At 69.4% G+C, this 22,908-nt stretch carries 20 protein-coding genes; 7 read left to right on the forward strand and 13 right to left on the reverse strand.

Features of this window, described 5'->3' with window-relative positions; translation table 11 throughout:
* Positions 1 to 324, reverse strand: coding sequence for a DUF6172 family protein (locus SFB74_RS17960; RefSeq protein WP_432725578.1), 324 nt, complete (start codon positions 322 to 324; stop codon positions 1 to 3).
* A 62-nt stretch (positions 325 to 386) separates the two neighbouring features.
* Here SFB74_RS17960 and SFB74_RS17965 point away from each other — a divergent pair, with 62 nt between their 5' ends.
* Positions 387 to 614 carry a hypothetical protein gene (locus SFB74_RS17965; RefSeq protein ID WP_093202405.1) on the forward strand — a complete coding sequence of 76 codons (228 nt, stop codon included), beginning with the start codon at positions 387 to 389 and terminating at the stop codon, positions 612 to 614.
* A 9-nt stretch (positions 615 to 623) separates the two neighbouring features.
* Here the strand turns inward: SFB74_RS17965 and SFB74_RS17970 are convergent, their stop codons facing one another.
* Positions 624 to 1,811, reverse strand: a complete 1,188-nt coding sequence (locus tag SFB74_RS17970) for a PLP-dependent aminotransferase family protein (RefSeq protein WP_432725580.1) — start codon at positions 1,809 to 1,811, stop codon at positions 624 to 626.
* Positions 1,812 to 1,958: 147 nt separating this feature from the next.
* Between SFB74_RS17970 and nth the strand changes: the two genes are divergently transcribed.
* Both nth and SFB74_RS17980 read left to right on the forward strand, forming a co-directional pair.
* The gene (nth, locus tag SFB74_RS17975; protein WP_432725581.1) at positions 1,959 to 2,606 is read left to right on the forward strand and encodes an endonuclease III; all 648 of its coding nucleotides are present in this window, start codon (positions 1,959 to 1,961) and stop codon (positions 2,604 to 2,606) included.
* 41 nt (positions 2,607 to 2,647) lie between these two features.
* A complete protein-coding gene (locus SFB74_RS17980; protein ID WP_432725582.1) occupies positions 2,648 to 3,496 on the forward strand; it encodes an Ivy family c-type lysozyme inhibitor in 849 nt (282 codons plus the stop codon).
* Between the two features lie 36 nt (positions 3,497 to 3,532).
* Here SFB74_RS17980 and SFB74_RS17985 read toward each other — a convergent pair whose 3' ends face one another.
* Positions 3,533 to 5,095 carry a methyl-accepting chemotaxis protein gene (locus SFB74_RS17985; RefSeq protein ID WP_432725584.1) on the reverse strand — a complete coding sequence of 521 codons (1,563 nt, stop codon included), beginning with the start codon at positions 5,093 to 5,095 and terminating at the stop codon, positions 3,533 to 3,535.
* Between the two features lie 144 nt (positions 5,096 to 5,239).
* Here SFB74_RS17985 and SFB74_RS17990 point away from each other — a divergent pair, with 144 nt between their 5' ends.
* A complete protein-coding gene (locus SFB74_RS17990; protein ID WP_432725585.1) occupies positions 5,240 to 7,996 on the forward strand; it encodes a LuxR C-terminal-related transcriptional regulator in 2,757 nt (918 codons plus the stop codon).
* 30 nt (positions 7,997 to 8,026) lie between these two features.
* On the opposite strand, the gene SFB74_RS17995 is transcribed toward SFB74_RS17990, so the two are convergent.
* The 4 genes from SFB74_RS17995 to SFB74_RS18010 form a co-directional block, all read right to left on the reverse strand.
* Positions 8,027 to 8,584 carry a histidine phosphatase family protein gene (locus SFB74_RS17995; RefSeq protein WP_432725586.1) on the reverse strand — a complete coding sequence of 186 codons (558 nt, stop codon included), beginning with the start codon at positions 8,582 to 8,584 and terminating at the stop codon, positions 8,027 to 8,029.
* A complete protein-coding gene (locus SFB74_RS18000; protein WP_432725587.1) occupies positions 8,581 to 9,375 on the reverse strand; it encodes an adenosylcobinamide-GDP ribazoletransferase in 795 nt (264 codons plus the stop codon). Before SFB74_RS18000 ends, SFB74_RS17995 begins: the two co-directional genes overlap by 4 nt.
* Positions 9,376 to 9,436: 61 nt before the next feature.
* Positions 9,437 to 10,477, reverse strand: coding sequence for a nicotinate-nucleotide--dimethylbenzimidazole phosphoribosyltransferase (cobT, locus tag SFB74_RS18005; RefSeq protein WP_432725588.1), 1,041 nt, complete (start codon positions 10,475 to 10,477; stop codon positions 9,437 to 9,439).
* Complete coding sequence (locus SFB74_RS18010) at positions 10,474 to 11,934, reverse strand: cobyric acid synthase (RefSeq protein ID WP_432725589.1); 1,461 nt, start codon at positions 11,932 to 11,934, stop codon at positions 10,474 to 10,476. The genes cobT and SFB74_RS18010 overlap by 4 nt, the downstream gene beginning before the upstream one ends.
* Positions 11,935 to 12,104: 170 nt before the next feature.
* Here SFB74_RS18010 and SFB74_RS18015 point away from each other — a divergent pair, with 170 nt between their 5' ends.
* On the forward strand, positions 12,105 to 12,335 hold the full coding sequence (locus SFB74_RS18015) for a hypothetical protein (protein ID WP_432725590.1): 231 nt from the start codon (positions 12,105 to 12,107) through the stop codon (positions 12,333 to 12,335).
* Positions 12,336 to 12,399: 64 nt separating this feature from the next.
* On the opposite strand, the gene SFB74_RS18020 is transcribed toward SFB74_RS18015, so the two are convergent.
* The 4 genes from SFB74_RS18020 to SFB74_RS18035 form a co-directional block, all read right to left on the reverse strand.
* Entirely contained in the window at positions 12,400 to 13,905 is a 1,506-nt protein-coding gene (locus SFB74_RS18020) for an efflux transporter outer membrane subunit (protein WP_432725591.1), read from the reverse strand.
* A gap of 32 nt (positions 13,906 to 13,937) precedes the next feature.
* Positions 13,938 to 17,216 (reverse strand): efflux RND transporter permease subunit, encoded by a 3,279-nt coding sequence (locus SFB74_RS18025; RefSeq protein ID WP_432725592.1) that lies wholly within the window; start codon positions 17,214 to 17,216, stop codon positions 13,938 to 13,940.
* A gap of 166 nt (positions 17,217 to 17,382) precedes the next feature.
* Positions 17,383 to 18,633, reverse strand: a complete 1,251-nt coding sequence (locus SFB74_RS18030; protein ID WP_432725593.1) for an efflux RND transporter periplasmic adaptor subunit — start codon at positions 18,631 to 18,633, stop codon at positions 17,383 to 17,385.
* A 146-nt stretch (positions 18,634 to 18,779) separates the two neighbouring features.
* The gene (locus tag SFB74_RS18035; protein ID WP_432725594.1) at positions 18,780 to 19,664 is read right to left on the reverse strand and encodes an alpha/beta hydrolase; all 885 of its coding nucleotides are present in this window, start codon (positions 19,662 to 19,664) and stop codon (positions 18,780 to 18,782) included.
* Positions 19,665 to 19,866: 202 nt separating this feature from the next.
* On the opposite strand from SFB74_RS18035, the gene SFB74_RS18040 reads away from it, so the two are divergent.
* Positions 19,867 to 20,781, forward strand: a complete 915-nt coding sequence (locus tag SFB74_RS18040; RefSeq protein WP_432725595.1) for a LysR family transcriptional regulator — start codon at positions 19,867 to 19,869, stop codon at positions 20,779 to 20,781.
* Positions 20,782 to 20,987: 206 nt separating this feature from the next.
* Entirely contained in the window at positions 20,988 to 21,761 is a 774-nt protein-coding gene (locus SFB74_RS18045) for a flagellar brake protein (protein ID WP_432725596.1), read from the forward strand.
* Between the two features lie 27 nt (positions 21,762 to 21,788).
* On the opposite strand, the gene SFB74_RS18050 is transcribed toward SFB74_RS18045, so the two are convergent.
* Positions 21,789 to 22,253, reverse strand: coding sequence for an OsmC family protein (locus SFB74_RS18050; RefSeq protein ID WP_432725597.1), 465 nt, complete (start codon positions 22,251 to 22,253; stop codon positions 21,789 to 21,791).
* A gap of 63 nt (positions 22,254 to 22,316) precedes the next feature.
* Positions 22,317 to 22,904, reverse strand: a complete 588-nt coding sequence (locus tag SFB74_RS18055; RefSeq protein ID WP_432725598.1) for a GNAT family N-acetyltransferase — start codon at positions 22,902 to 22,904, stop codon at positions 22,317 to 22,319.
* Between the last annotated feature and the right edge of the window lie 4 nt (positions 22,905 to 22,908).

Here is a 22,908-nt window from a genome sequence, read left to right on the forward strand (position 1 = left end):
TCAGTCCTCTGCGTCGGGCGACGCCGCTGCTTCGCCAGCGGGGCGTGCCTTGCGCTTGGCCGGCTTGGCCAGGATCTCGATGTAGAACTGCTTGCCGCCCTCTTTCGCCACGCCGTCGATCAGGCCGGTGATGGCGGAGAGGTGGATGACTGCTGCCGATTCCTGCGATGCGCCGAAGCGGCAGTCGAAGTCCCAGTAGTCAGTGCCCTCTGGCAGTTCGCGGCGCCGTTCGCGCTTGATGTACTTGCGGATCTCGTGCTTGATGGCTTCGAGTAGACGGTCGGGGTGCTTGCCCTCGACCTGAAGCTGGAAGGTTTTTCTCATGGGTGATCCTAACCCGCTGTGTACAGTCGCTTCATTCGACGGACAACAAGACAGGTAACGACATGGCGCGCGCAAACGACTGGGCAAGTAAGGTGATGGCATTGATCAACGGTGGCAATCCCACCGCGGCCATCGCGCAGATCAAGGTCGCGCCCTCGGTCAAGGACCTGAAGGCGCTGCAGACCATCATGACGCTCTCGAAAATGAAAGGCCGCTATCCGAACGTGGATGCGGCCATTTCAGACAACCTGGACCTGCTTGCAGCCCCCAGGCTGCACCGGTCCCCCTGACCCTGAGGCTTACAGCGCCTGCCCGAGGCGCTTGACGCCCTCTTCGATCTTCGCCACGTCGGCCGTCGCGAAGCTCAGGCGCAGCGTGGCCACGTCGGGCTTCTCGGCGAAGAAAGGCGCGCCGGGCACGAAGGCCACGAGCTTCTCGATAGCGCGCTTCGCCAGTTCGTTCGCATCGGCCAGCTTGCCGTTGGCGCCCGTCAGGCGGGCCCAGAAGAACAGGCCGCCGTTGGGCTGGGTGAAGCTCACCGCGTCGCCCAGCTCGCGCTTGAGGGCCGCGCCCATCGCCTGCGCGCGCTGGCCGTACACCTCGCGCACATGCGCCAGCGTGGCCGGCATGCGGCCGCTCTTGAGGTATTGCGCGGCCGTCGCCTGCGAGAAGGTGCTGGTGTGGGCGTCGCTGAACTGCTTGCACATGGTGGCCTTGGCCAGCAGTTCGGGCGGGGCGATCATCCAGCCGATGCGCAGGCCGGGGCTCAGCACCTTGCTGAGGCTGCCGCAGTGCGCGAGCAGTTCGCGGCTGCCGGGCACTTCCTTGCTCAGCGACATGATCGAGGGCGGCGGGGCCTCGCCGAAGTAGAGGTCGCCGTAGGGGTCGTCCTCGACGATCAGCGTCTGGTACTTCACGGCCAGCTCCAGCACCTTCTTGCGGCGCTCCAGGCTCAGCATGGCGCCGCTGGGGTTGCCGAAGGTGGGAATCAGGTACACGAACCTGGGCTTGTGCTCGGCGATGAGCTTCTCGAGTTCATCGGTCTTCACGCCGTTGGCGTCGATGGGCGCGCTGATGAGCTGGGCGCCATAGAGACGGAAGCACTGGATGGTGGCCAGGAAGGTCGGGCCCTCGACGATCACCTTGTCGCCGGGCGAGATCATGGTCTTGCCCAGCAGGTCCAGCGCCTGCTGGCTGCCGGTGGTGACGATCAGGCCGCTGGGCTCGACGTCGACGCCCTTGGTCTTCATGAACGAGCTGAGCTGGCTGCGCAGGGGCTCGTAGCCCTCGGTGGCGCCGTACTGCAACGCGCCTCCGGGTTCCTCGGCAAGCGCCTTCTGGCTCGCCTCCTTGAGGCCTTCGACGTCGAACATGGCGCTGTCGGGGAAGCCGCCCGCGAAGCTGATGATGCCGGGCTTGCCCAGCAGCTTGAAGAGTTCGCGGATGGCGGAGGTCTCGACGTTGTCGAGGCGGGAGGCGAATTGCATGGTCAAGTCTCTCTTTCTGGGGTGGCATTGTCGCCAAAGCGCGGGCAATAAAGCTGCGTAAGGCTATCTGCTTTCGACGATATATTGCGCCTGCCGCCTTTGCCGCCGCCTTGGCTGCGGCCTCTCCCGAGTCCCGTGACGAGCCCCATGAAAAAAGACAACATCCCCCTCTTCTTCGCCACCCTGCAGGCAGCCAACCCCGAGCCCGAGACCGAGCTGGAGTACAGCACCCCCTTCGAACTGCTGGCCGCCGTATTGCTGTCGGCGCAGGCCACCGACGTGGGCGTCAACAAGGCCACCCGCAAGCTCTTTCCGGTGGCGAACACGCCGCAGGCCATCCTGGACCTCGGCGTCGAGGGGCTGGAGGAATACATCAAGACCATCGGCCTGTACCGCAGCAAGGCCAAGCACCTCGTCGAGGCCTGCCGCATGCTGGTGGAGCAGCACGGCGGCGAGGTGCCGCGCACCCGCGCCGAGCTGGAGGCGCTGCCGGGCGTCGGCCGCAAGACGGCGAACGTGGTGCTCAACGTGGCTTTCGGCGAAGCGACGATCGCGGTCGACACCCACATCTTCCGCGTGGGCAACCGTACCGGGCTCGCGCCCGGCAAGACCCCGCTGGAAGTGGAACTGAAGCTCGAGAAACGCGTCCCTCTGGAGTACCGTCTTCATGCGCATCACTGGCTGATCCTGCATGGCCGCTACATCTGCGTGGCGCGCAAGCCGCGGTGCTGGGAGTGCGCGGTGGCGACCTTCTGCGCCTACAAGCCCAAGACGCCCGCGCCGAAGACGGCCTGAGAGACCAAGGCAAGAGAACAGAAGAGAGAAAACGACAACGGATGACAAGAAGCAAGACCAAATCGACGAACACCCGCACGCTGCTGGGCACGGCCCTGCTGTCCGCGCTGATTCCGGCCACGGCATGGTCGCAGCAGGGCGGCACGCAGCTTCCCAACTACATCGGGCAGTACACGGGCCGCTGGTCGGCCAACTGCGCGGACAACTCGGCCGCCGCGCTGCAGGTTCGCCAGGATTCGCTGATCGCCGAAAGCGGCAAGCGCCGCGTGGTCACCCGTGAGCCGCAGACGGTCCACAGCCTCTTCGGCAACAGCCCGCCACCCGCGGGCTTCGACGTGGCGCTGGTGGGCGACACCGGCAAGGCCGGCGCGCTGACCTTTCTCGTCTTCCGCAGCTCGCGCGGCCAGTACATCACGCTGGACACCGACAAGCCCCTGGCCGGCCAGCTCGGCCCCGAGATGATGAAGCTGCGCTACTGGCGCTGCAACGGCGCCGCCCGCGCGCTGCCTCCTCCCGCCGAACCGGCCGCCAAGGTGCCGCCCCCGCCCACCGGAAGCCCCGCAGCGCTGGCGCAGGGCCCCGCCATGCAGAAAGCCTGGCGCGCCGCCCTGGGCACGCGCGAGAACGAGCGCTGGCTGGTGCGCCGCGAGGGTCCGGCGCCCGAGCCGCAGTGGGTGACGATCGACGGCACGCGCTACCTGCTGCACGCCTTCTGCAAGCCGCACGACTGCTACGACAACAACGCCATCGCGCTCTACGACCAGGGCTCCGGGCGCATCTACGGCCTGGTGCAGCGCAACGGCACCAACCGCCTGCTGGGCACGCCGCCCGCGGCGCTCGCGCCCCAGCTCGACAAGCTGTGGCGCGAGCAGTGGCGCAAATCGAATTGAGCGAACTGAGCGAACTGAACGCCCTCCTGCCCCCGCTCAGGCCAGCTTGAACATGCGCACGGCGTGCACCAGCCCCGCCGCCTGGTCGTTCATCGACTGCGCGGCGGCCGAAGCTTCTTCGACCAGCGCGGCGTTCTGCTGCGTCGTGCGGTCCATCTGCTTGATGGCGTCGTTGACCTGACCGATGCCGGCGGCCTGCTCCTGGCTGGCCGCGGTGATCTCCGCCATGATGTCCGTCACGCGCCGCACGCTGCCCACGATTTCCTCCATGGTCTTGCCGGCCTCGTTGACCAGCGTGCTGCCCGCCTCGACCTCGTCCACCGAATCGCCGATCAGCGTCTTGATTTCCTTGGCCGCCGCGGCCGAGCGCTGGGCCAGGCTTCGCACTTCCGAAGCGACCACCGCGAACCCGCGCCCTTGCTCCCCGGCACGGGCTGCCTCCACCGCCGCGTTCAGCGCGAGGATGTTGGTCTGGAACGAGATGCCGTCGATCACGCCGATGATCTCCACCACCTTCCTCGACGAGGCGTTGATGGACGCCATCTTCTCCACCACTTGATCGACCACCGCGCCGCCGCGCGAAGCCACCTGCGAGGCCGAGTCGGCGAGCTGGTTGGCCAGCCGCGCGTTGTCGGCGTTCTGCCTGACAGTGCCGGTGAGCTCCTGCATGGCGGCCGCCGTCTGCTCCAGCGAACTGGCCTGCGCCTCGGTGCGCGACGACAGGTCGCGGTTGCCCGAGGCGATCTGGCCCGACGCCGAGGCGATGGAATCGGTGCCGTCGCGCACCTGCCCCACCACCTTGGCGAGCTCGTCGTTCATCGAGCGCAGCGCGCGCATCAGCATGCCCGACTCCGAGGCGTCCGCCACCTCGATGCGCGCCGTCAGGTCGCCCGAAGCCACCTGCTGCGCCACCGTCACCGCCTGGCCCAGCGGGCGCGTGATGGAGCGCGTCATGCGAAATGCCAGCAGCAGCCCGCCGGCCAGCGAGGCGCAGCTGATCCCCAGGATCATCCACTTGGCGCGCTGATAGGCGGCCTGGGTCGAGGCCGTGCTCTCGTCGGCGCTCTTCTTCAGCATCGCCTGGAACGCCGAGACATGCGCCAGCACCTGGTTCAGGAGCGGCATGCACTCCTGCGTCAGCACCTTCACGGCCGCGTCGGTCTGGCGCGATGTGGCGAGCCCGACGACGTTCTTCGCGATGGGCAGGTACTGCGCCTCGAGCGCGCGGAGCTTCTCGAGCATCCTGCGTTCCTCGGGGGTCGCGGCGTCCGGCGCGGCCATCACCGAGGCCAGGTTCTGCAGGCCACCGTCGATCTCGCGCTGCGAGCTGCCGACCAGGTCGATGTCGCCCTTCTGCGCCGCTGCGTCCGTCACCAGTGCCAGGTTGCGCGCCGCGATGGCCCGCTTGCCGATGGCGGACTGCACGTTGTTCAGTTCGTCGAGCTTGCGCGCCCCGACCTCTGTCGCGAAGGCGACGCTCTCGGACAGATGCGCCATCTCGCGCAGGCCGATGCCGGTGATGACAAGCTGCAACAGCAGCAACAGCGCAAAACCCAGCCCGAGGCGGGCTCCGATCCTGAGATTCGAAAGATCGAACATGAGGCTTTCTCCAGTCTTGTTGTGGGGCTCCCCTGCGTCATCGGCAGCGCCACCGCACGCCACCCCACCCCCGAAGGGTGGGGAGGGGCAAACCCTCGAATATGGGATCCGATCCGCATGCCGGATGACTCAGAATCCGCACGGATGCAACCCGCCCCAATCTCCGGTACGCCAGCGCTGCGCACGCGAAGCCGCCGCCTGCTGGTCCGTCAAGGCCTGCTCGACAGGCTCGACGGACCGGACGGCCGCCGTTGCGTGGTGCTGCGCGCCCCCGCCGGCTTCGGCAAGAGCTCGCTGCTGCTCACCTGGCAGCGCGAACTGGTCTCGGCGGATGCCGGCATCGCCTGGCTCAGGCTCGCCGATCTTCCCGACGGCGACCTGCATTTCATGACCGGCCTGATGACGGCCCTGGCCGCCATCGACTCCGCCATTCCCAGGCAGGCGATGGCGCATGCCGTCCCCGACGCCCTGGCGATGGAGCGACTGGTCATCGCGCTGGTGCGCGGCATCGCGGCGCATGGCCGCCGGGTCGTGCTGATCGTGGACGACGTGCAGCGCGCACAGAGCGGCAACGTGCTGCACGCGCTGCAGCTGCTCGTCGAGTACGCGCCGTCCAACCTGCTGTGCGTCTTCGCCAGCCAGGACGAGCTGCCGATGACGCTGGCGCACGCCCCCGCCTCGAAGACGGTGCTGGAGCTGCGCAACGACGACCTGCGCTTCAGCCTGCCGGAGTCGATCGACTACCTCGGCATGCGCCTGCCCCAACTCGACGAGCGCGCCGCCGCGACCATCCACCGGCTGACCGAGGGCTGGCCGGCCCTGCTGCGGCTGGCCAGCGCCGACGTGCGCCGCCGGCGCGGGGTGCAGTCGCCCCTCGTTCACGGCGTGCCCGACCCGGAGCCGTTCGCCGCGTACTTCCACGCGCACGTCTTCCCGCGCCTGTCGGAAACGCAGCTGCGCCTGCTCACCTGCTGCGCCGCCACCACCCGCTTCAGCGCGCCGCTGTGCGCCGACCTGGTGGGCGACGGCTACACCCCGGCCCTGTGCGCCGAGCTGCTGGAACCGCTGGTGCACGAGGGCCTGCTGTCGCTCGTGCAGGAAACATCCGATCCGCCCGGCCACGAGCGCTGGTGGCACATGCACCCGCTGCTGCGCAGCGTGCTGCTGGTGCGCTTCGCGGGCTGGCCCGAAGCCGCCCGCCTGAAGGTGCACGCCACGGCCTGCCACTCGTTCGCCACCCGCGACATGCACCACCAGGCCGTGCGGCATGCGCTGGCGGCAAACAACCACCAGACGGCGGCCCGGCTGGCCGAGCGCGGCGCGGCGGCGCTCTTCACCCGGGGCAAGATGAGCGAAGTGATCGCGCTGATGCGGCAGCTCGACCCCCGGTCGATCGGTGACAACGCCGTTCTCGGCCTGTGGATGGGCTGGGTCGAGCTGGCCGACTACCGGCTCGACGACTGCGCCCGCAGCATCGAGCGGCTGCGCGGCAGGCCCGGCGCCCTCGACCCGGTCATGCGCTACCGGCTGACGCTGCTGGACTGCCTGTTCGCCATCCGCAACGACGACAACGACACGCTCTCGCGGCTGCTGCCCGAGCTGATGGCTCCGCCCCGCTCGGCCGACGAATTCGCGCTGGCAGGCCGGCGCAACGTGCTGACCTGGCTGCACCTGCATCGCGGCGAATTCGAGGAAGCACGGCGCATCCAGCGCGACGAGCCGACGCCCCGCATCGACGGCGAGGCCGTGGCCGGCACCCTGTTCGGGTCGCTGGTGGGCCAGTGCCTGGTCGGCCTGTCGTACGCCGTCGAGGGCCAGATGCACCGGGCGGAGCGCATCTACCGCCAGGTGCTGGCCGAGGCGCAGGAGCGCGGCGCGCGCTGCGCCGAGGCCGCCCGACTGACCGCGCAACTGCTGGTGGAAGTGCTGTACGAGCAGCAGGGCCCGGTGATGGCCGCGCGCTTCATGCAGGAACAGCTGGGCACGCATGACGGCCTCATTCCCGACACCACCCTGCGCATGATCATCGTGGCGAACCGCGCCCAGCAGGCCGCCGGCCGGCAGCGCGAGGCGCTCGAGCATCTGGCGCAGGCCGGCTGCTTCCTGCGGCGCTTCGGCATGGACCGCGCGCTGGCCTGCGTGCTGCTGGAGCAGCTCGGCATCCAGCTCGCGAACGACGACGCCGACGCCGCGCAGGCGTCGATGCAGGAGCTGGAAGCGCTGCATGCCCGGCACCCATCCGACGGTTCCGGCACCCTGCGGCGCATCGCCGACGTGGTGGAGCGCGCGCGCATCCGCATGGCGATGCACGACAACGGCGACCTGCCGTCCGCGCTGGAGAGGCTGGAGAAGCTTTCGCAGCACTACGAACAGCTCGGGCAGGTCGCCCTCGTCGCCACCCTGCAGCTCCAGGCAGCCGAGGTCGAGCGCAGGCTCGGGCGCGCCGAGGCGTCCAGGACGCGCGTGTGCGCGGCGCTGCGCCTGGGCCACAAGCTGGGGCTGCTGCAGACCCTGCTGGGCGCGCACGACAACGCCCTGCCGCTGATCCGCACGGCCGCCTCCATACCCAACCTCGACCCGGTGCTGGGCTTCTTCATCGAGCGCATCGAGGCGCTGGCCCGATCGCAGCACGACGCGCGCTCCGAGCTTCCGCCGGTGGCGCGCTTTCGCGACGACCGCCGGCTGACGCGGCTGCTCACGTTGCGCGAGGCCGAGATCGCCGAACTGCTGCTGCAGTCGCTGCCCAACAAGAAGATCGCGCTCACGCTCGGCCTGTCGCTCGACACGGTCAAGTGGCACCTCAAGAACATCTACATGAAGCTCGACGCCCATGGGCGCAGCGCGGTCGCCGAGCGCATGCGGCAGGAGCTGGAGCGCGACGACGGCGGCAGCCGCAAGTAGCGGCCGGAGGCCCCGGCCGCGCCTGTCCGGTCAGGGCGGATTGTCGAAAACCAGCCAATCGCCGAACGGCATCTCGCCGGACGGCCAGTCGCCCGCCACAGCCGGGCAGCGAACGCCGCGCCGCAGCAGCGTCACCGCGCGCAGCACGCCCGCGTGCGTGACCCAGAGCGTGTCGCGCCGCTGCGCCTGCCATTCGTCGTGCGCCTCGGCAATGCGCGACATGAAGGCGCGCACGCTCTCGCCATGCATGCCGGCACGCAGGTCGGCGAAATCGGCGGTCCAGGCGTCGAAGTCGGCGCGCGGAATGTCGGCCCATGGCCGGCCTTCCCAGGCGCCGAAATCCATCTCGGCCAGCCGTGCGTCCCGCTGCACCGCGAGGTCCGGGCGCAACGCGGCGATGGCTTCGGCCAGCGCAACGCAGCGCCTCAACGGGGAACTGCACAGCACGATGCCCGGCGGCAGCAACGGTGCGATGCGCCGGGCGGCGGCCAGCGTCGCGTCCGCATGTGCTTCGAGGTCCGTCGCCCCGTAGCAGAGACCGGGTTCGGCCACCACCGGAGCGTGGCGCTGGAGCCAGAGCGTGCTCATGCCTTCCACGCCAGCGCGAGGTAGATGGCGAGCTCGCAGACCTGCTGGGTCGCCCCGAGCCCGTCGCCGGTGAAGCCCTGCAGCCTTCGCATGAAGAGCCGCGCCATCCAGCCCGCGGCCAGCACGGCCGCGAGCACCGCCGCGCCGACGTGCATCGCGTCGTGCGCCTGAAGCAGCAGCGCCACCGCGGGCACCGTCCACGCGATGGCGATGAGCAGCGCGCCGGGGCTGATCGCGTCCGCCAGCGGCTTGGCCTTGCTCGCGCCGCTGTCGCCCACGTAGGGCAGCCAGCGAATCAGGAACAGCGGCATCAGCCGCGACAGCACATGCGCGCCGACGATGGCGATGGCCACCGCCTGCAGCCCGCGCCCCGCCAGCGCGGCGAGCAGCGCGAACTTGAGGCCCAGCGCCAGCACCAGCGCCACCGCGCCGAACGCGCCGATGCGCGAGTCCTTCATGATCTCCAGCGCCCGCTCGCGGTTGGCCGAACCGCCCAGGCCGTCGGCCACGTCGGCCAGCCCGTCCTCGTGGAAGGCGCCGGTCAGCATCACGGTGGCGACGGTGCTCAGCAAGGCGGCGGCCAGCGCGCCCGCGACGCCCGGCAGCCCCCAGGCCACGCCCGCGAACACCAGCGCCGCCACCCCGCCCACCAGCCAGCCGATGCCCGGCAGATGCGCCGCGCTCGCGCGCAGCATCTGCGGGCTGAAGCCGACCCACTCGGCCAGCGCGCCCGTCACCGGCACCCGGGTGAAGAACTGCAGCGCGAGCAGGAAATGGCGGACGCCGCTCATCGGAGCACCTTCGCGCTCCGCACCGCGGCGCGAGCTTGCCTGGGGCGGCCCGGCGCGGCGCTCATGCGTCCTTGCGCGACACGCCGGCCGATTCGAAGCTCGCCATCTCGCGCAGGATGCGGCAGGCGGATTCGAGCAGCGGCCACGCCAGCGCGCCGCCCGAGCCCTCGCCCAGGCGCAGGTCGAGCTGCAGCAGCGGGTCGAGCCCCAGCCGCTCCAGCAGCAGCGCGTGCCCCGGCTCGGCCGAGCGGTGCGCGGCCACGCAGCGCTGAGAGACGTGCGGCTGCAGCGCCTGCGCCACCAGCACCGCCGCGCTGGCGATGTAGCCGTCGACCACGATCACCCGACGCTCGCTGGCCGCCTGCAGCACCGCGCCCACCAGCGTCGCCAGCTCGAAGCCGCCGAACGCCGCCAATGCCTCCAGCGGCACCGTCGCGCCGGCGTGCAGCGCGAGCACCTGCCGCAGCACTTCGCGCTTGCGGGCCAGGCCGGCCGCGTCGAGGCCGGTGCCGATGCCGATGCAGGCCTCGATGTCCAGCCCGCCCAGCCGCGACAGCAGCAGCGCGGCCGACGAGCTGTTGCCGATGCCCATCTCGCCGAGCAGCAGCGCATTGCCAGGCAGCGCCTTCACGACCTCGCGCCCGTTGGTTATCGCCTGGGCGCACTGTGCGGCGCTCATCGCCGGCCCCTCGGAAGCATCGGCCGTGCCGGCGGCGATGCGGCGCGACACCAGCCCCGGGCGAGGCTGGAAGTCCTTCCTCACGCCGCAGTCGACCACGGTGAGCGCCAGGCCGTGCTGGCGCGCGAGCACGCTCACGGCGGCGCCGCCGGCCAGGAAGTTCTCGACCATCTGCCAGGTCACTTCGCTCGGATACGCCGAGACGCCGCGTGCCGCCAGCCCGTGGTCGCCGGCGCAGACCAGCATCTGCGGGGCCTCGAGCACCGGGTTTTCGATGCCGAGGATGCTGCCGATGCGCAGCGCCAGCGCCTCCAGCCGGCCCAGCGCGCCGAGCGGCTTGGTCTTGTTGTCGAGCGCTCCCTGCAGGCGGGCGGCGAGCGCGGCGTCGGAAATGTCGGTAATGGTGGGAACGAAGTCGGTCATGCAATCAGTCCGGCGAGCACGCCGGCGTCGAAGTGGGTGTCGATGAAATCGGCCAGGCCGTCGAAGGTGGACTCCAGCGTGGGCGCGGAAGTGCCGAAGAGCGCGTGCAGCGCGCCCGGGTCCTCGAACAGGCCGTGAAGATAGATGCCGAGCACGTTGCCGCGCGCGTTCTGCCAGGCCAGCCCGTCGGGCATCACCGCGCGGCCGTCGTGCGCCAGTTGCGGGTGCTCGGCGGTCTGGCCGTGATGGATCTCGTAGCCGCCGACCGCCACGCCCGACAACGGGCTCCAGATGCCGGCCAGTTCGCCGAAGCCCGCCGTGCGATGCCGCACCGTCTTCTCGCGCTCGAACACCGTCACCAGCGGCAGCAGGCCCAGCCCCGGCGCATTGCCGTCGATGCCGTGCGGATCGACCAGCGCCTCGCCCAGCATCTGCAGTCCGCCGCAGATACCCAGCACCGCGCCGCCGCGTTCGGCGTGGGCGGCCAAGGCGCTGTCCAGACCCTGGGCGCGCAGCCAGGCCAGGTCGCCGCTGGTGTGCTTGGAGCCGGGCAGCACGATCCAGTCGGCGCCGGCCACGTCGGCCGGGGTTCTGGCCCAGACCAGCCGCACGCCCGGCACGTTCTTGAGCGCCTGGAATTCGTCGAGGTTGCTGATGCGCGGGTACGCGACCACCGCCACCGTCCGCGTGACGGCCCCGCTGGAACGACTGCGGTCGTCGAAGACGCCGTCTTCCTCGGGCAGGCCGTGCTGCCACCACATGGGCAGCGTCGCCACCGTGGGCACGCCGGTCAGCTCCTGCAGCTGCTGCGGGGCCGGTGCGAGCAGCGAAGCGTCGCCACGGAACTTGTTGAGCACAAAGCCGCGCAGCAGCGCCCTGTCTGCCTCGGGCAGCAGCGCCCAGGTGCCGTAGAGGTGGGCGAAGGCGCCGCCGCGGTCGATGTCGGTCGCCAGCAGGCAGCGCGCCTGCGCGTGGCGGGCAATGCGCATGTTGACGATGTCGCTGGCCATCAGGTTGATCTCGGCCGGCGAGCCGGCGCCCTCGATCACGACCACGTCGTTTTCGGCTCGCAGCTCGTCCAGCGCGGCAGAAATCTCGGGCCACGCGCGCTCGCTGCGGCCGCGCCAGGGCAAGGCAGAGAGCGCCTCGCTCACCTGCCCCATCAGCACCACCTGGCTGTGGGTGTCGCGCTCGGGCTTGAGCAGCAGCGGGTTCATGCGGACGTCGGGCCGCGCGTTGGCCGCCAGGGCCTGGAAATACTGGGCGCTGCCGATCTCGCCGCCATCGACCACGCGGGCGTTGTTGCTCATGTTCTGCGCCTTGAAGGGCGCCACCTTCAGGCCCCGGCGGGCATACCAGCGGCACAGCGCGGTGGCCAGCCAGCTCTTGCCGGCGCCGCTGGTGGTGCCCAGGACCATGACGCAGCGCGCCGGTCCGCTATTCGCCTTTGAACTCATCGGCGGATTGTCGTTGAGCGCCGCGCCCGTCCGACAGGCGCCGGCCGGAGGCAAGGAATTGCGACATCTTTCACGCCTCGACGCCGTAAATCCGGCTGGTGAATCCAGATGGCGTTCTCCTGCGTACACCCGAAGTCACGCATCGAGAACCGCACCGCACCCAGGAAACCATGCCAGCCTTGAACGATTTGGCGCTGACCGTCGAGGAGCCCGAGCCCGGCCAGTTCTTCTGGACCCTGCTCGAGGCCCATCACGGCGACGAAGCCTCCGAAACCCTGGACTACCGTGTCTACCGGAAGGCGGCCCGGCCGCAGGGGAGCTATTCCAACGCCATGGCCATGGGCGCGCTGGAGCTGCAAAAAATAAGCGCCGCCGCGAACCCCGCCGGCGAAACCGGCTGAGCCCGCGACGGCGCAAGACCGCCTTGCGGCGTTCAGGCTGTCAATTTCTTAGTGAAGCGGCGATTCAGCGCGCGGCCACCGTGGTCTGCGCGGCACCGGCCGCCGCCACGGGCGCCGGCACATCCCAGCCCCCGCCGATGGCGCGGATCAGCCCCACGGCCGCCTGGTACTGGGCCGACTTCACCTGCAGCGCCTGGCGACGGTTGCGCAGCTCGCTGCGGCGCGCGTCGAGCAGGTCGAGCTGGCTGATGTAGCCGTTGCGGTAGCGCGTGTCCGACAGGCTGGTCGCGCGGGCCGCCGAGGTGACGGCCTGCGCCTGCACCACCGACTGCTCCTGCAGCGTGCGGATGGCCGCCAGCTGGTCTTCCACCTCCTGGAAGGCCACCAGAACCTGCGTGCGGTAGCTGGCGAGCGCGCCGTCGAGCTGGGCGTTGGCGCCCTGCACGCCGGCCTCGCGGCGGCCGCCGTCGAAGATCGGCAGCGACAGCAGCGCGCCCACGCCCCACGAGCGGGCCGACCACTTGAAGAGGTCGCCGATCTCGGGCGATGCGTAGCCGGCGGCACCGGTCAGCGAGATGTCGGGGAACCAGGCAGCCTGCGCAACGCCCACGCGGGCCTGCGCGGCCAGCACTGCGCTCTGCGCGGCCGACACGTCGGGCCGGCGCGTGAGCACCGTGGCGGGCACGCCGGGCGGAATGCTCGGCAGCACGGTCGACCAATCGGCGGAGCGCAGGCCGAAGCTGGAGGCCGAATCGCCCACCAGCACCGCGAGCGCATGCTCGACCTGCGCGCGCTGGCGGTCGAGCGCCAGCGCGTCCGACTCGGTGGACGACACCTCGGTCTGCACGCGCGCCACGTCGAGCTCGGCGATGTCGCCGGCCTGCTCGCGGCGCTGCGACAGGCGCAGCGTGTCGCGGTAGGCCTCGACCTGCTCGCGCACCAGCACGCGTTCCGCGTCGAGCGCGCGAAGCTGCAGGTAGGTCTGCGCCACTTCGGCCTGCACCGCCAGGCGCGTGCTCTGCAGCAGCGCCTCGCGGCCGGCCGCGTCGAGCTTGGCCGCGTTGCTCGCGCCCGAGAGGCGGCCGAACAGGTCGACCTCGTACGAGAAGGTGGCGCCGATGTTGGTCATCGTGGCCGGACGCGTGCTGGCGGTGGCCTTGTCCAGGCCCGCGCCGCGGTTGGCTCCGGCGCCCAGGCCGATCTGCGGCAGGCGGTCGGCGTTGGCGCTGCGCGCCAGCGCGCGGGCCTCGGCCAGCCGTGCGGCCGCGGCCTGGATGTTGCCGTTGTCGACGTCGGCCTTCTCGACCAGCGTGTTGAGCACCGGGTCGTTGAACGCCAGCCACCAGGCGCCGCGCGGTTGCGCCTCGGCGGGCGTGGCACGCGTGAAGCCGGCGGGCGGCGTGACGCCCTGTTGCGGCTGCTCCTTGCCCTGCTCCTTGAACTGGGCGGTGGTCTGGATCTCGGGCAGGCCCGAGGGCACGGTGGCACAGCCGGCCAGCACCAGGGCGGCCATCAGCGGCAGCAAGGCGGTGCGAACGGGCTTCACCAGGGGTTGTACTGAGAATTTCATGATCAGCTTTCTGCTTTCTTCTTCCCGATCAGTCAGTCGTGCGAGCCGTGCGAGGGACGCGGCGAGGCAGGCACCGGGTGCAGCCCGCCACCGCCGGCGCCGCCATGCGAAGCCGGGGTTGCCGGATGGTCGGCCGACACGAAGTCGTCGCCGTGCGGCACTTCGCCGTGCAGCTTCAGCGGCCGGTTGCCCGCAAGGCGGCGCAGCAGCACGTAGAACACCGGCGTGAGGAACAGGCCGAAGGCCGTCACGCCGATCATCCCGGCGAACACCGCCACGCCCATGGCCTTGCGCATCTCCGAGCCCGCGCCGGTGGACAGCACGAGGGGCAGCACGCCCATCACGAAGGCCAGCGAGGTCATGAGAATCGGGCGCAGGCGCAGGCGGCTCGCTTCGATGGCGGCCTGCACGGGCGTGCGGCCGGCGAATTCGAGCTCCCGGGCGAACTCCACGATCAGAATCGCGTTCTTCGCACTCAGCCCCACAAGCACTATCAGCCCGATCTGCGTGAAGACGTTGTTGTCGCCTCCGGAGATCCACACGCCGGTCATCGCGGCCAGGATGCCCATCGGCACGATCAGGATGATCGCGATCGGCAGGGTCAGGCTCTCGTACTGCGCGGCCAGCACCAGGAACACCAGCAGGATGGCCAGCGGGAACACCAGGAAGGCGGAGTTGCCGGCCAGGATCTCCTGGTAGGTCAGCTCGGTCCACTCGAAGCTCACGCCCTTGGGCAGCGTCTCGGCAGCGATCTTCACGATCGCGTCCTGCGCCTGGCCCGACGAGTAGCCCGGTGCCGGGCCGCCGTTGATGTCGGCGGCGAGGTAGCCGTTGTAGCGCATGGCACGTTCCGGGCCGAAGGTCGAATTCACCTTCATCAGCGCGGCCAGCGGCACCATCTCGCCCGAGGTCGAGCGCACCTTCAGCAGGCCCACGTCTTCGGCACGGGCGCGGTAAGGCGCATCGGCCTGGACGCGCACGGAGTACGTGCGGCCGAACTTGTTGAAGTCGTTCGCGTACAGGCTACCGAGGTAGATCTGCATGGTGTCGAAGATGTCCGTCACCGGCACGCCGAGCTGGCGCGCCTTGGTGCGGTCGATGTCGGCGTACAGCTGCGGCACGTTGACCTGCCAGCTCGTGAACATGCCGGCCAGCTCGGGCGCCTGCTGTGCCTTGGCCATGAAGGCCTTCACCGCCGCGTCCATCTGGTCGTAGCCCACCGAGCCGCGGTCTTCCAGCTGCAGCTTGAAGCCGCCCGTGGTGCCCAGGCCCGCCACCGGCGGCGGCGGGAACATCACGATGAATGCGTCCTGGATGCTCGAGAACGCGCCGTTCAGTTGGCCAGCCACCGCGCCGCCGCTCTGGTCGGGGCGCTTGCGCTGGTCGAATGGCTTGAGCGTGGCGAACACGATGCCCGAGTTCGAGCTGTTGGTGAAGCCGTTGATCGACAGGCCCGGGAAGGCGATGGCGTCTTCCACGTTCGGGTTCTTCTTCATGATCTCGCCCATGCGCTGGATCACCTCGTCGGTGCGGTCCAGGGTGGCGCCGTCGGGCAGTTGCGCAAAACCGATCAGGTATTGCTTGTCCTGCGCCGGCACGAAGCCGCCGGGCACCGCCTTGAAGAGGCCGAAGGTCACCGCGATGAGCGCGACGTAGATCCCCAGCATCAGCGCCTTGCGCGAGATCACGCGCTTGACGCCGCCGCTGTAGGCCTCGGAGCCGCGATGGAAGAAGCGGTTGAAGCCGCGAAACAGCCAGCCGAAGACGCGGTCCATGCCGCGCGTCAGCGCGTCCTTGGGCTCGTCGTGGCCGCGCAGCAGCAAGGCGGCGAGCGCGGGCGACAGCGTCAGCGAGTTGATGGCCGAGATCACCGTCGAGATCGCGATGGTCACCGCGAACTGGCGGTAGAACTGGCCCGTCAGGCCGCTGATGAAGGCCAGCGGCACGAACACGGCCACCAGCACCAGCGCGATGGCGATGATCGGGCCCGACACCTCGCGCATTGCGCGGTAGGTGGCTTCACGCGGCGTGAGCCCCGCCTCGATGTTGCGCTCGACGTTCTCCACCACCACGATGGCGTCGTCCACCACGATGCCGATCGCCAGCACCAGCCCGAACAGGCTCAGCGCGTTGATCGAGAAACCGAGGATGTGCAGCACCGCGAAGGTACCGATCACCGACACCGGCACGGCCAGCAGCGGGATGATGGAAGCGCGCCAGGTCTGCAGGAACAGGATCACGACCAGCACCACCAGCATGATGGCTTCGAGCAGCGTGTGGATCACCGACTCGATCGATGCGCGCACGAACTGCGTCGGGTCGTAGGCGATGCGGTATTCCAGGCCCTCGGGCATGTTCTTGTTGAGCTCTTCCATCGTCTTGCGGACGTTGGCGGAGATGTCGAGCGCGTTGGAGCCCGGCGCCTGGAACACGCCCATGCCGACGGCCGGGTCGTTGTTCAGCAGCGAACGCAGCGAGTAGTCGGCGGCGCCCATCTCGAGGCGGCCGATGTCGCGAAGACGCGTGACGGCGCCGTCGGTGCCGCTCTTGACAATGATGTCGCCGAACTCCTCCTCGCTCTGCAGGCGGCCCTGCGCATTGATCGACAGCTGCATGTCCACGCCCGACAGGCCCGGCGAAGCGCCGACCACGCCGGCCGCGGCCTGCACGTTCTGGCCGCGGATGGCAGCGACCACGTCGGAAGCCGACAGGCCGCGCTGCGCGACCTTCTGCGGGTCGAGCCACACGCGCATGGAGTAGTCGCCACCGCCGAAGATCTGGACCTGGCCCACGCCTTCGATGCGCGCCAGCGGGTCCTTCACGTTCAGCACCGCGTAGTTGCGCAGGTAGTTGATGTCGTAGCGGTTGTTCGGCGAGACGAGGTGGACCACCATCGTCAGGTCGGGGGCGCTCTTGACGGTCGTGATGCCGAGCCGGCGCACTTCCTCGGGCAGGCGCGGCTCGGCTTGCGAGACGCGGTTCTGCACGAGCTGCTGCGCCTTGTCAGGATCGGTGCCCAGGCGGAAGGTGACGGTGAGCGTCAGCACGCCGTCGGTGGTCGCCTGGCTGCCCATGTAGAGCATGCCTTCGACGCCGTTGATCTGCTCCTCGAGCGGCGTTGCCACCGTCTCGGCGATCACTTTCGGGTTGGCACCGGGGTACTGGGCGCGCACCACCACCGAGGGCGGCGCGACTTCCGGGTACTCCGAGATCGGCAGACCGCGCAACGCGATCAGGCCCGCTATCAGCATCAACAGCGACAGCACGCCGGCAAAGATCGGCCGGTCGATGAAGAATTTTGAGAGATTCATGTTCGTTTACTCCACCGCGTCGTGCGCGGTCCACGCCGCATGCAGGCACGCGGCATCCAAGTGGCTCCCATTTCAGGAACACCGCGGAACCGGCTTTGCCGGGCCGCTGGTGTTGCCCCCGTGAGGGGGTTGGCGGCTACACGAAGTGAGCCAGCCTGGGGGTGGTTCAAGATTTGGCGGCCTCTGCCACGCGTTCCGGTTGTTGTTGCTTGGGGTCGGCCTTGGCGTCCATCGTCACTTGCTGCGGCGCCACCAGCGCACCCGGGCGGACGTGCTGCAGGCCGTTGACGATCACGCGGTCACCCGCCTTCAGGCCCTTGCTCACGACGCGCAGGCCGTTGATGGAAGCGCCCAGCGTCACTTCGCGATAGGTGGCCTTGCTGTCCTCGCCCACGACCATCACGAACTTCTTGTTCTGGTCGGTGCCGATGGCGCGCTCGCTCACCAGCAGCGCGGTGTCGTTGCGGGCCTGGCCCATGCGGATGCGGGCGAACTGGCCGGGGATGAGAGCGCCGTCCTTGTTGTCGAACGAGGCACGCACGCGCACCGTGCCGCTGCGGGCGTCGACCTGGTTGTCGATCAGCTGCAGCTTGCCGGTGAAGGGCGTGCCTTCGAGGCCGGCGGTGCCCATCTGCACGGGAATGCTCTCGATCTGGCCGCGGGCGCTGGAGCCGCTGGGCAGGTCTTTCAGCGCGCGGGTGATGACCTGTTCGTCGGCGTCGAAGCTCGCATAGATCGGGCTCACCGACACCAGCGTGGTCAGCACCGGAGCGCCCGGACCGGCCGCCACCAGGTTGCCCACCGTCACCTCGATGCGGCCGATGCGGCCCGAGACCGGGGCACGCACCTGGGTGTAGCCCAGGTTCAGGCGCGCCGACTGCAGCGAGGCTTGCGCGGCGCGCAGGTTGGCTTCGGCTTCACGGCCGGCGTTCACGCGCTCGTCGTATTCGCGCTGGGCGATGGCCTTGTCGTCCCACAGGCGCTTGGCGCGCTCCTGCTCGCTGCGGCTGAAGGACTGGCGGGCCTGCGCGGAAGCAACCTGCGCTTCGGCGCGCTCGACCTCGGCCGCGTACGGCGCGGGGTCGATGGTGACCAGCAGGTCGCCCTGCTTCACCAGGGCGCCTTCGCGGAAGTGCACCGCCTGCACCGCGCCCGCCACACGGGAACGCACATCGACGCGCTGGACGGCTTCGAGCCGGCCCGAGAACTCGTCCCAGGCGTTGATCTCGCTCGACGCCACCGTGGCGACCGACACCGGCGTGGCCTGCGGCGCGGCCGGGGTGTTGTTGGCTTCGGCCTTGAAGCTGTACATGCCCACCACCGCCGCGGCCACGGCCAGCAGCGCGGTGAGGCCGGTCACGGCAGGCCAGAGGCCCTTGCGGGCGGCGGAAGACAGCTTTTTCTCGTTGTTCGACATGATGATGAGTCCTTCTCGATGACTTTGGGATGCAACAGGCCACCCCGGCGCTTTTGGCACCAGGAGGCGGATTTCAGGGAAAAAGAGGCCCCGGCACGCTGCCGCGCTGGCAGCGTGTCGATCAGGCAGCCGGTGACGGCCGGGTACTAGCTGGGGTGATCAGCCGCCGCGGGAGGCGGCGTGGTCGCGCTGAAGAATTCGCGGAAGTGCTGCTGCACCGAGGCCTCGCAGGCCACACAGCCCGTGTTCTCGGTGTCGTACAGCGCCTTCGGCCAGTTGGCGGCACTGGGCAGCACGCTGCTCGTGACCTCGATGCCGGCGGCGCGAAGGCGGCTGGCGAAAGTCATGGCCTCGTCGTGCATCGCGTCGTCGGCGCCTACCAGCACAAGTGCAGGCGCCAGCGAGGACAGCCGCAGCGAACCGCTGGGCACCGCGTAGGGGTGCATGGCGTTCGAGGGGCAGCTCAGGTACTTCTCCCAGCCGCTGGCCCAGCGGCATTCGGCCGCGTCGTTGGTGGCGTTGCGCAGCGAGGCGGTGCCGGCGCAGGGGTCGAGCATGGGCGACAGCAGGATCTGGCCTGCCAGCGGCGGATGGGCCCGGTCACGGGCGATCAGCGCCACCGCGGCCGCCAGGTTGCCGCCGGCTTCCTCGCCGGCCAGGTACACCTGGGAGCCCTTGCCGCCGAGCTTGGTGCGCTGCTTGTAGAGCCATTCGAGCGCGGCATAGCCCACTTCGATGGGTTCCGGGAACGGCGACTGCGGCGCCAGCGGATAGGCCAGCGAAACCACCACCGCGCCTGCTCCGGCCAGGAGACGGGCCACGTTGCGGCCGTTGTCCAGGCCGCCGCAGACGAAGGTGCCGCCATGGAAATGCAGCACCAGCGGCGCCACGTCGCCCTTGGCACGCTGGCCGTACACGCGGGCACCGACCGGTTCGCGGCCGGGCAGCTCGATCAGCAGATCGGCTTCCACGCCTTGTGCCGCAGCGCGGGCGGCAGCTTCGGCAGAACGGGACGATGGAACGGGTGACATTGGCGACCTCGGGATTTGGGCGATGGTTGAAATATAAGTCGCCCGCTGTATCCATAAACAGGCGGGCCAACCCCACTCTGTTTCCAAACCGACAACAATCACGACAACTCATCGCAACAGTCGCGCCTGCCGGAGGGAATTGCCTGCTTGTGTGAGAATCCGCCTCCCCCGGTGTGGGCCGGGTACCCAGAACAGGCATTCGATGGATCAAATCCAGGCCATGCGGATCTTCGTCCGCGTCGTGGAAGCCGGCACCTTCACCCGGGCAGCGGACTCGCTGGCCCTCCCCAAGGGCACGGTCACCAAGCAGATTCAGGCGCTCGAATCGCGCCTGCGCGTGAAGCTGCTCAACCGCACCACGCGCCGCGTCACGGTCACGCCCGACGGCGCCGCCTACTTCGAGCGGGCGGCACGCCTGCTCAACGACTTCGACGACATGGAAGCCAGCATGACGAATGCGCAGGCCAACCCCACGGGGCGGCTGCGCATCGACGTCGGCACATCGGTGGCCCGGCTCATCATCCTGCCCGCGCTGGCCTCCTTCTGCGACCGCTATCCCGACATCCAGGTCGACCTCGGCGTGAGCGACCGCACCGTCGACCTCATCAGCGACAACGTCGACTGCGTGATCCGCGCGGGCGAGCTCAGCGACCAGTCGCTGGTCGCGCGGCGCATCGGCACGCTGGATTTCGTCACCGTGGCGTCACCGGCCTATGTAAAGCGCTACGGCATGCCGCAGCACCCGAACGACATCGAGAAGCGCCACCACGTGGTCAGCTATTTCTCGGGCACCACGCGGCGCGTGTATCCGCACGAGTTCAAGAAGGGCGACGAGGAGATCGAGCTGAACGGCCCCTACCGCGTGTCGGTGAACGAGAGCAACGCGCACATCACGGCGGTGCTCGGCGGCTTCGGCATCTCGCAGTGCATCACCTTCATGGCCGAGCCGCTGATCGAGAGCGGCGAGCTGATCGAGCTGCTGCCCGACTGGCACCGCGACCCGCTGCCCATCCACGTCGTGTATCCGCCCAACCGCCACCTGAGCGCCAAGGTGCGCGCCTTCGTGGACTGGGCCGCCGAGCTGTTCGCCAAGAACCCGAGGCTCCAGCGGCGCTGATCGCGCGGCACTGCAACAAACAATTCACGCCGGCGCCCTAAATTCTGGCCGGCCGATGCCGTTAATCAGTTCGGCCCGATACCGGAAAGCCGCACTGGTTTCCGGTTCCACGCGCGTATCGCAACTTCGATGAAGTGAAGGCCGCCGCAAGGCCCGGGAGGGGCCCCGGCACGCGCCCGCAAGAACATACACACCGGCACAAGCCCATGGATACAGACGAGTCGAACGCCGAGGCCGAAGCGCCCGACCAGACGCATGCACCGCGAGACGAGCACGCAAGCGAATTCGGCCGCCGCACGCCGGCGGAGGTCGGCGTTCATCTGCGCAACCTCGCCAGCCGCCGCGACAACCTCACCGTGCAGTACGCGGGCGGCCATCTCGTGACGCAGCTCCTCGACGTGGACATGCGCGCCCGCACCTTCGTCTTCGACTGGGGCGCATCGCCCGAGCAGAACCAGGGCCTGCTGGCCGCGCCGCGCTGCCATTTCGAGGCCCAGCAGGACGGCGTGCGCATCGAGTTCTCCATCGCCTCGCCGCGCGAGACCCGCTACGAAGGGCTGCCCGCATTCGAGGCCGACTTTCCCGAGGTGCTGCTCTACCTGCAGCGCCGCGAGTACTTCCGCGTCGACGCGCCCATCGCCGATTCGTACACCTGCACGGGCAACCTGCCCAAGGGCGAGGCGTTCTCCTTCGAAGTGCAGGACCTGTCGCTCGGCGGCGTCGGCCTTCGCACCCGCGACGAGCGCGCGGCAGCGCTGCCGCTGGGCACGTACCTCCGGGGCTGCGAGCTGTCGCTCGGCACGCTCGGCCGGCTCACGCTCGACATGGAGCTGGTGTCGCTGCGCCCTACGGTGCAGCCCAACGGCACGCTGCGCTACCAGTTGGGCTTCCGCTTCCTGGCGCTGCCGCCTGGTGCGGAAACCGCTCTGCAGCGCCTGGTCACGCGGCTCGAAATGAAGAGCCGCTCGCTGGTCGGCTGAGGCCTTCGGTCAGCGGGCCGGAGCCGGTCAGAACACTGGCTCGCAGCGCACCTCGGTCTTCACCGAATTGGCGATGAAGCACTCCTCGTGCGCCCGGTGATGCATCTGCTCGATCTGCTCGCGCGTCGGCAGGTTCTCGCCCGAAAAGCTCACCTCGGGCCGCAGCGTGACCACCGTCATCGCCATCTTGCCGTCGGCGTTCTTCTCCATCACGCCCGTGGCCGCATCGAAGTACCGGTCGACGACGAACTTGCGCTTCACCGCCATCGTGAGGAACCACAGCATGTGGCAATTGGACAGCGAGGCCACGAACATCTCTTCCGGATCGACCGCCGACGCATCGGACATGGGCAGCGGCACCACGTGCGGCGAGGAAGACGCGGCCACTTCGGCGCCGCCATCGAAGCGCAGCGAATGCCGCCTGCTGTAGGTGTTTGCGAGAAAGTCCTGCTCGCCACGAAGCCAGAGGACTTCCGCTGTGTACTGGGCCATGAAGTTCTTCTCCGGCTCGGTTTGCGGGAGTGCGATTCTGCGCCAGGCCGGGCTGCGAGACCTTCAGCGGTCGAGATCGATCCGGTAGCGGTACTTGGTCAGGCTGCCCTGGCTCGGCAGCGTGATGAAGGTCTCGATCAGCACGCCGCCGTTGGCCTCGATCACCTTCTGCGACGGAAGGTTGCTCGGGCTGGTCGTGATCTCCACGCGACCGAGCCCCTCCCCCGCCGCGAGCTTCAGCATCGCGCCCAGGGCCTGCGTCGCGTAGCCCTTGCGCTGCTTCCAGGGCACGACGTTGTAGCCGATGTGGCCCAGGCAGTAGAGCGGCAAGGCGTCGGTGCCGGGCTGCCAGCGCAGGTCGATGCTGCCGCAGAACTCGCCGTCCCACATCCAGCACTTGTAGCCCGGCAGGCGGCGCACCTTGGAGCCGTCGGGCATGACGATGCGCCCGCCCTTCGCTTCGCGGTCGACCAGGCTCGCGAGGAAGCGATCGGCATTGGCCTTGATGGCGGCGCGCTCCTCCGCGCCCGATTCGGGCCGTGTCTCGTCGCGCGCCCAGCCGCGGTTGAGCGCCGACACGTAGCTGGGCAGGTAGGCCTTCGAGGGCCAGACCAGCTCCATCGGGCGCGACGCCGGCGCGGGCTTCGCCATCCTG

It is taken from the genome of Variovorax xiamenensis, from assembly GCF_050916385.1.
Taxonomy (GTDB): Bacteria; Pseudomonadota; Gammaproteobacteria; order Burkholderiales; family Burkholderiaceae_C; genus Variovorax.

Coding starts and splice junctions, on each gene's coding strand:
- SFB74_RS17960 (WP_432725578.1), bottom strand. CDS start 324: ATGAGAAAAACCTTCCAGCTTCAGGTCGAGGGCAAGCACCCCGACCGT.
- SFB74_RS17965 (WP_093202405.1), top strand. CDS start 387: ATGGCGCGCGCAAACGACTGGGCAAGTAAGGTGATGGCATTGATCAAC.
- SFB74_RS17970 (WP_432725580.1), bottom strand. CDS start 1,811: ATGCAATTCGCCTCCCGCCTCGACAACGTCGAGACCTCCGCCATCCGC.
- nth (WP_432725581.1), top strand. CDS start 1,959: ATGAAAAAAGACAACATCCCCCTCTTCTTCGCCACCCTGCAGGCAGCC.
- SFB74_RS17980 (WP_432725582.1), top strand. CDS start 2,648: ATGACAAGAAGCAAGACCAAATCGACGAACACCCGCACGCTGCTGGGC.
- SFB74_RS17985 (WP_432725584.1), bottom strand. CDS start 5,095: ATGTTCGATCTTTCGAATCTCAGGATCGGAGCCCGCCTCGGGCTGGGT.
- SFB74_RS17990 (WP_432725585.1), top strand. CDS start 5,240: ATGCAACCCGCCCCAATCTCCGGTACGCCAGCGCTGCGCACGCGAAGC.
- SFB74_RS17995 (WP_432725586.1), bottom strand. CDS start 8,584: ATGAGCACGCTCTGGCTCCAGCGCCACGCTCCGGTGGTGGCCGAACCC.
- SFB74_RS18000 (WP_432725587.1), bottom strand. CDS start 9,375: ATGAGCGGCGTCCGCCATTTCCTGCTCGCGCTGCAGTTCTTCACCCGG.
- cobT (WP_432725588.1), bottom strand. CDS start 10,477: ATGACCGACTTCGTTCCCACCATTACCGACATTTCCGACGCCGCGCTC.
- SFB74_RS18010 (WP_432725589.1), bottom strand. CDS start 11,934: ATGAGTTCAAAGGCGAATAGCGGACCGGCGCGCTGCGTCATGGTCCTG.
- SFB74_RS18015 (WP_432725590.1), top strand. CDS start 12,105: ATGCCAGCCTTGAACGATTTGGCGCTGACCGTCGAGGAGCCCGAGCCC.
- SFB74_RS18020 (WP_432725591.1), bottom strand. CDS start 13,905: ATGAAATTCTCAGTACAACCCCTGGTGAAGCCCGTTCGCACCGCCTTG.
- SFB74_RS18025 (WP_432725592.1), bottom strand. CDS start 17,216: ATGAATCTCTCAAAATTCTTCATCGACCGGCCGATCTTTGCCGGCGTG.
- SFB74_RS18030 (WP_432725593.1), bottom strand. CDS start 18,633: ATGTCGAACAACGAGAAAAAGCTGTCTTCCGCCGCCCGCAAGGGCCTC.
- SFB74_RS18035 (WP_432725594.1), bottom strand. CDS start 19,664: ATGTCACCCGTTCCATCGTCCCGTTCTGCCGAAGCTGCCGCCCGCGCT.
- SFB74_RS18040 (WP_432725595.1), top strand. CDS start 19,867: ATGGATCAAATCCAGGCCATGCGGATCTTCGTCCGCGTCGTGGAAGCC.
- SFB74_RS18045 (WP_432725596.1), top strand. CDS start 20,988: ATGGATACAGACGAGTCGAACGCCGAGGCCGAAGCGCCCGACCAGACG.
- SFB74_RS18050 (WP_432725597.1), bottom strand. CDS start 22,253: ATGGCCCAGTACACAGCGGAAGTCCTCTGGCTTCGTGGCGAGCAGGAC.
- SFB74_RS18055 (WP_432725598.1), bottom strand. CDS start 22,904: ATGGCGAAGCCCGCGCCGGCGTCGCGCCCGATGGAGCTGGTCTGGCCC.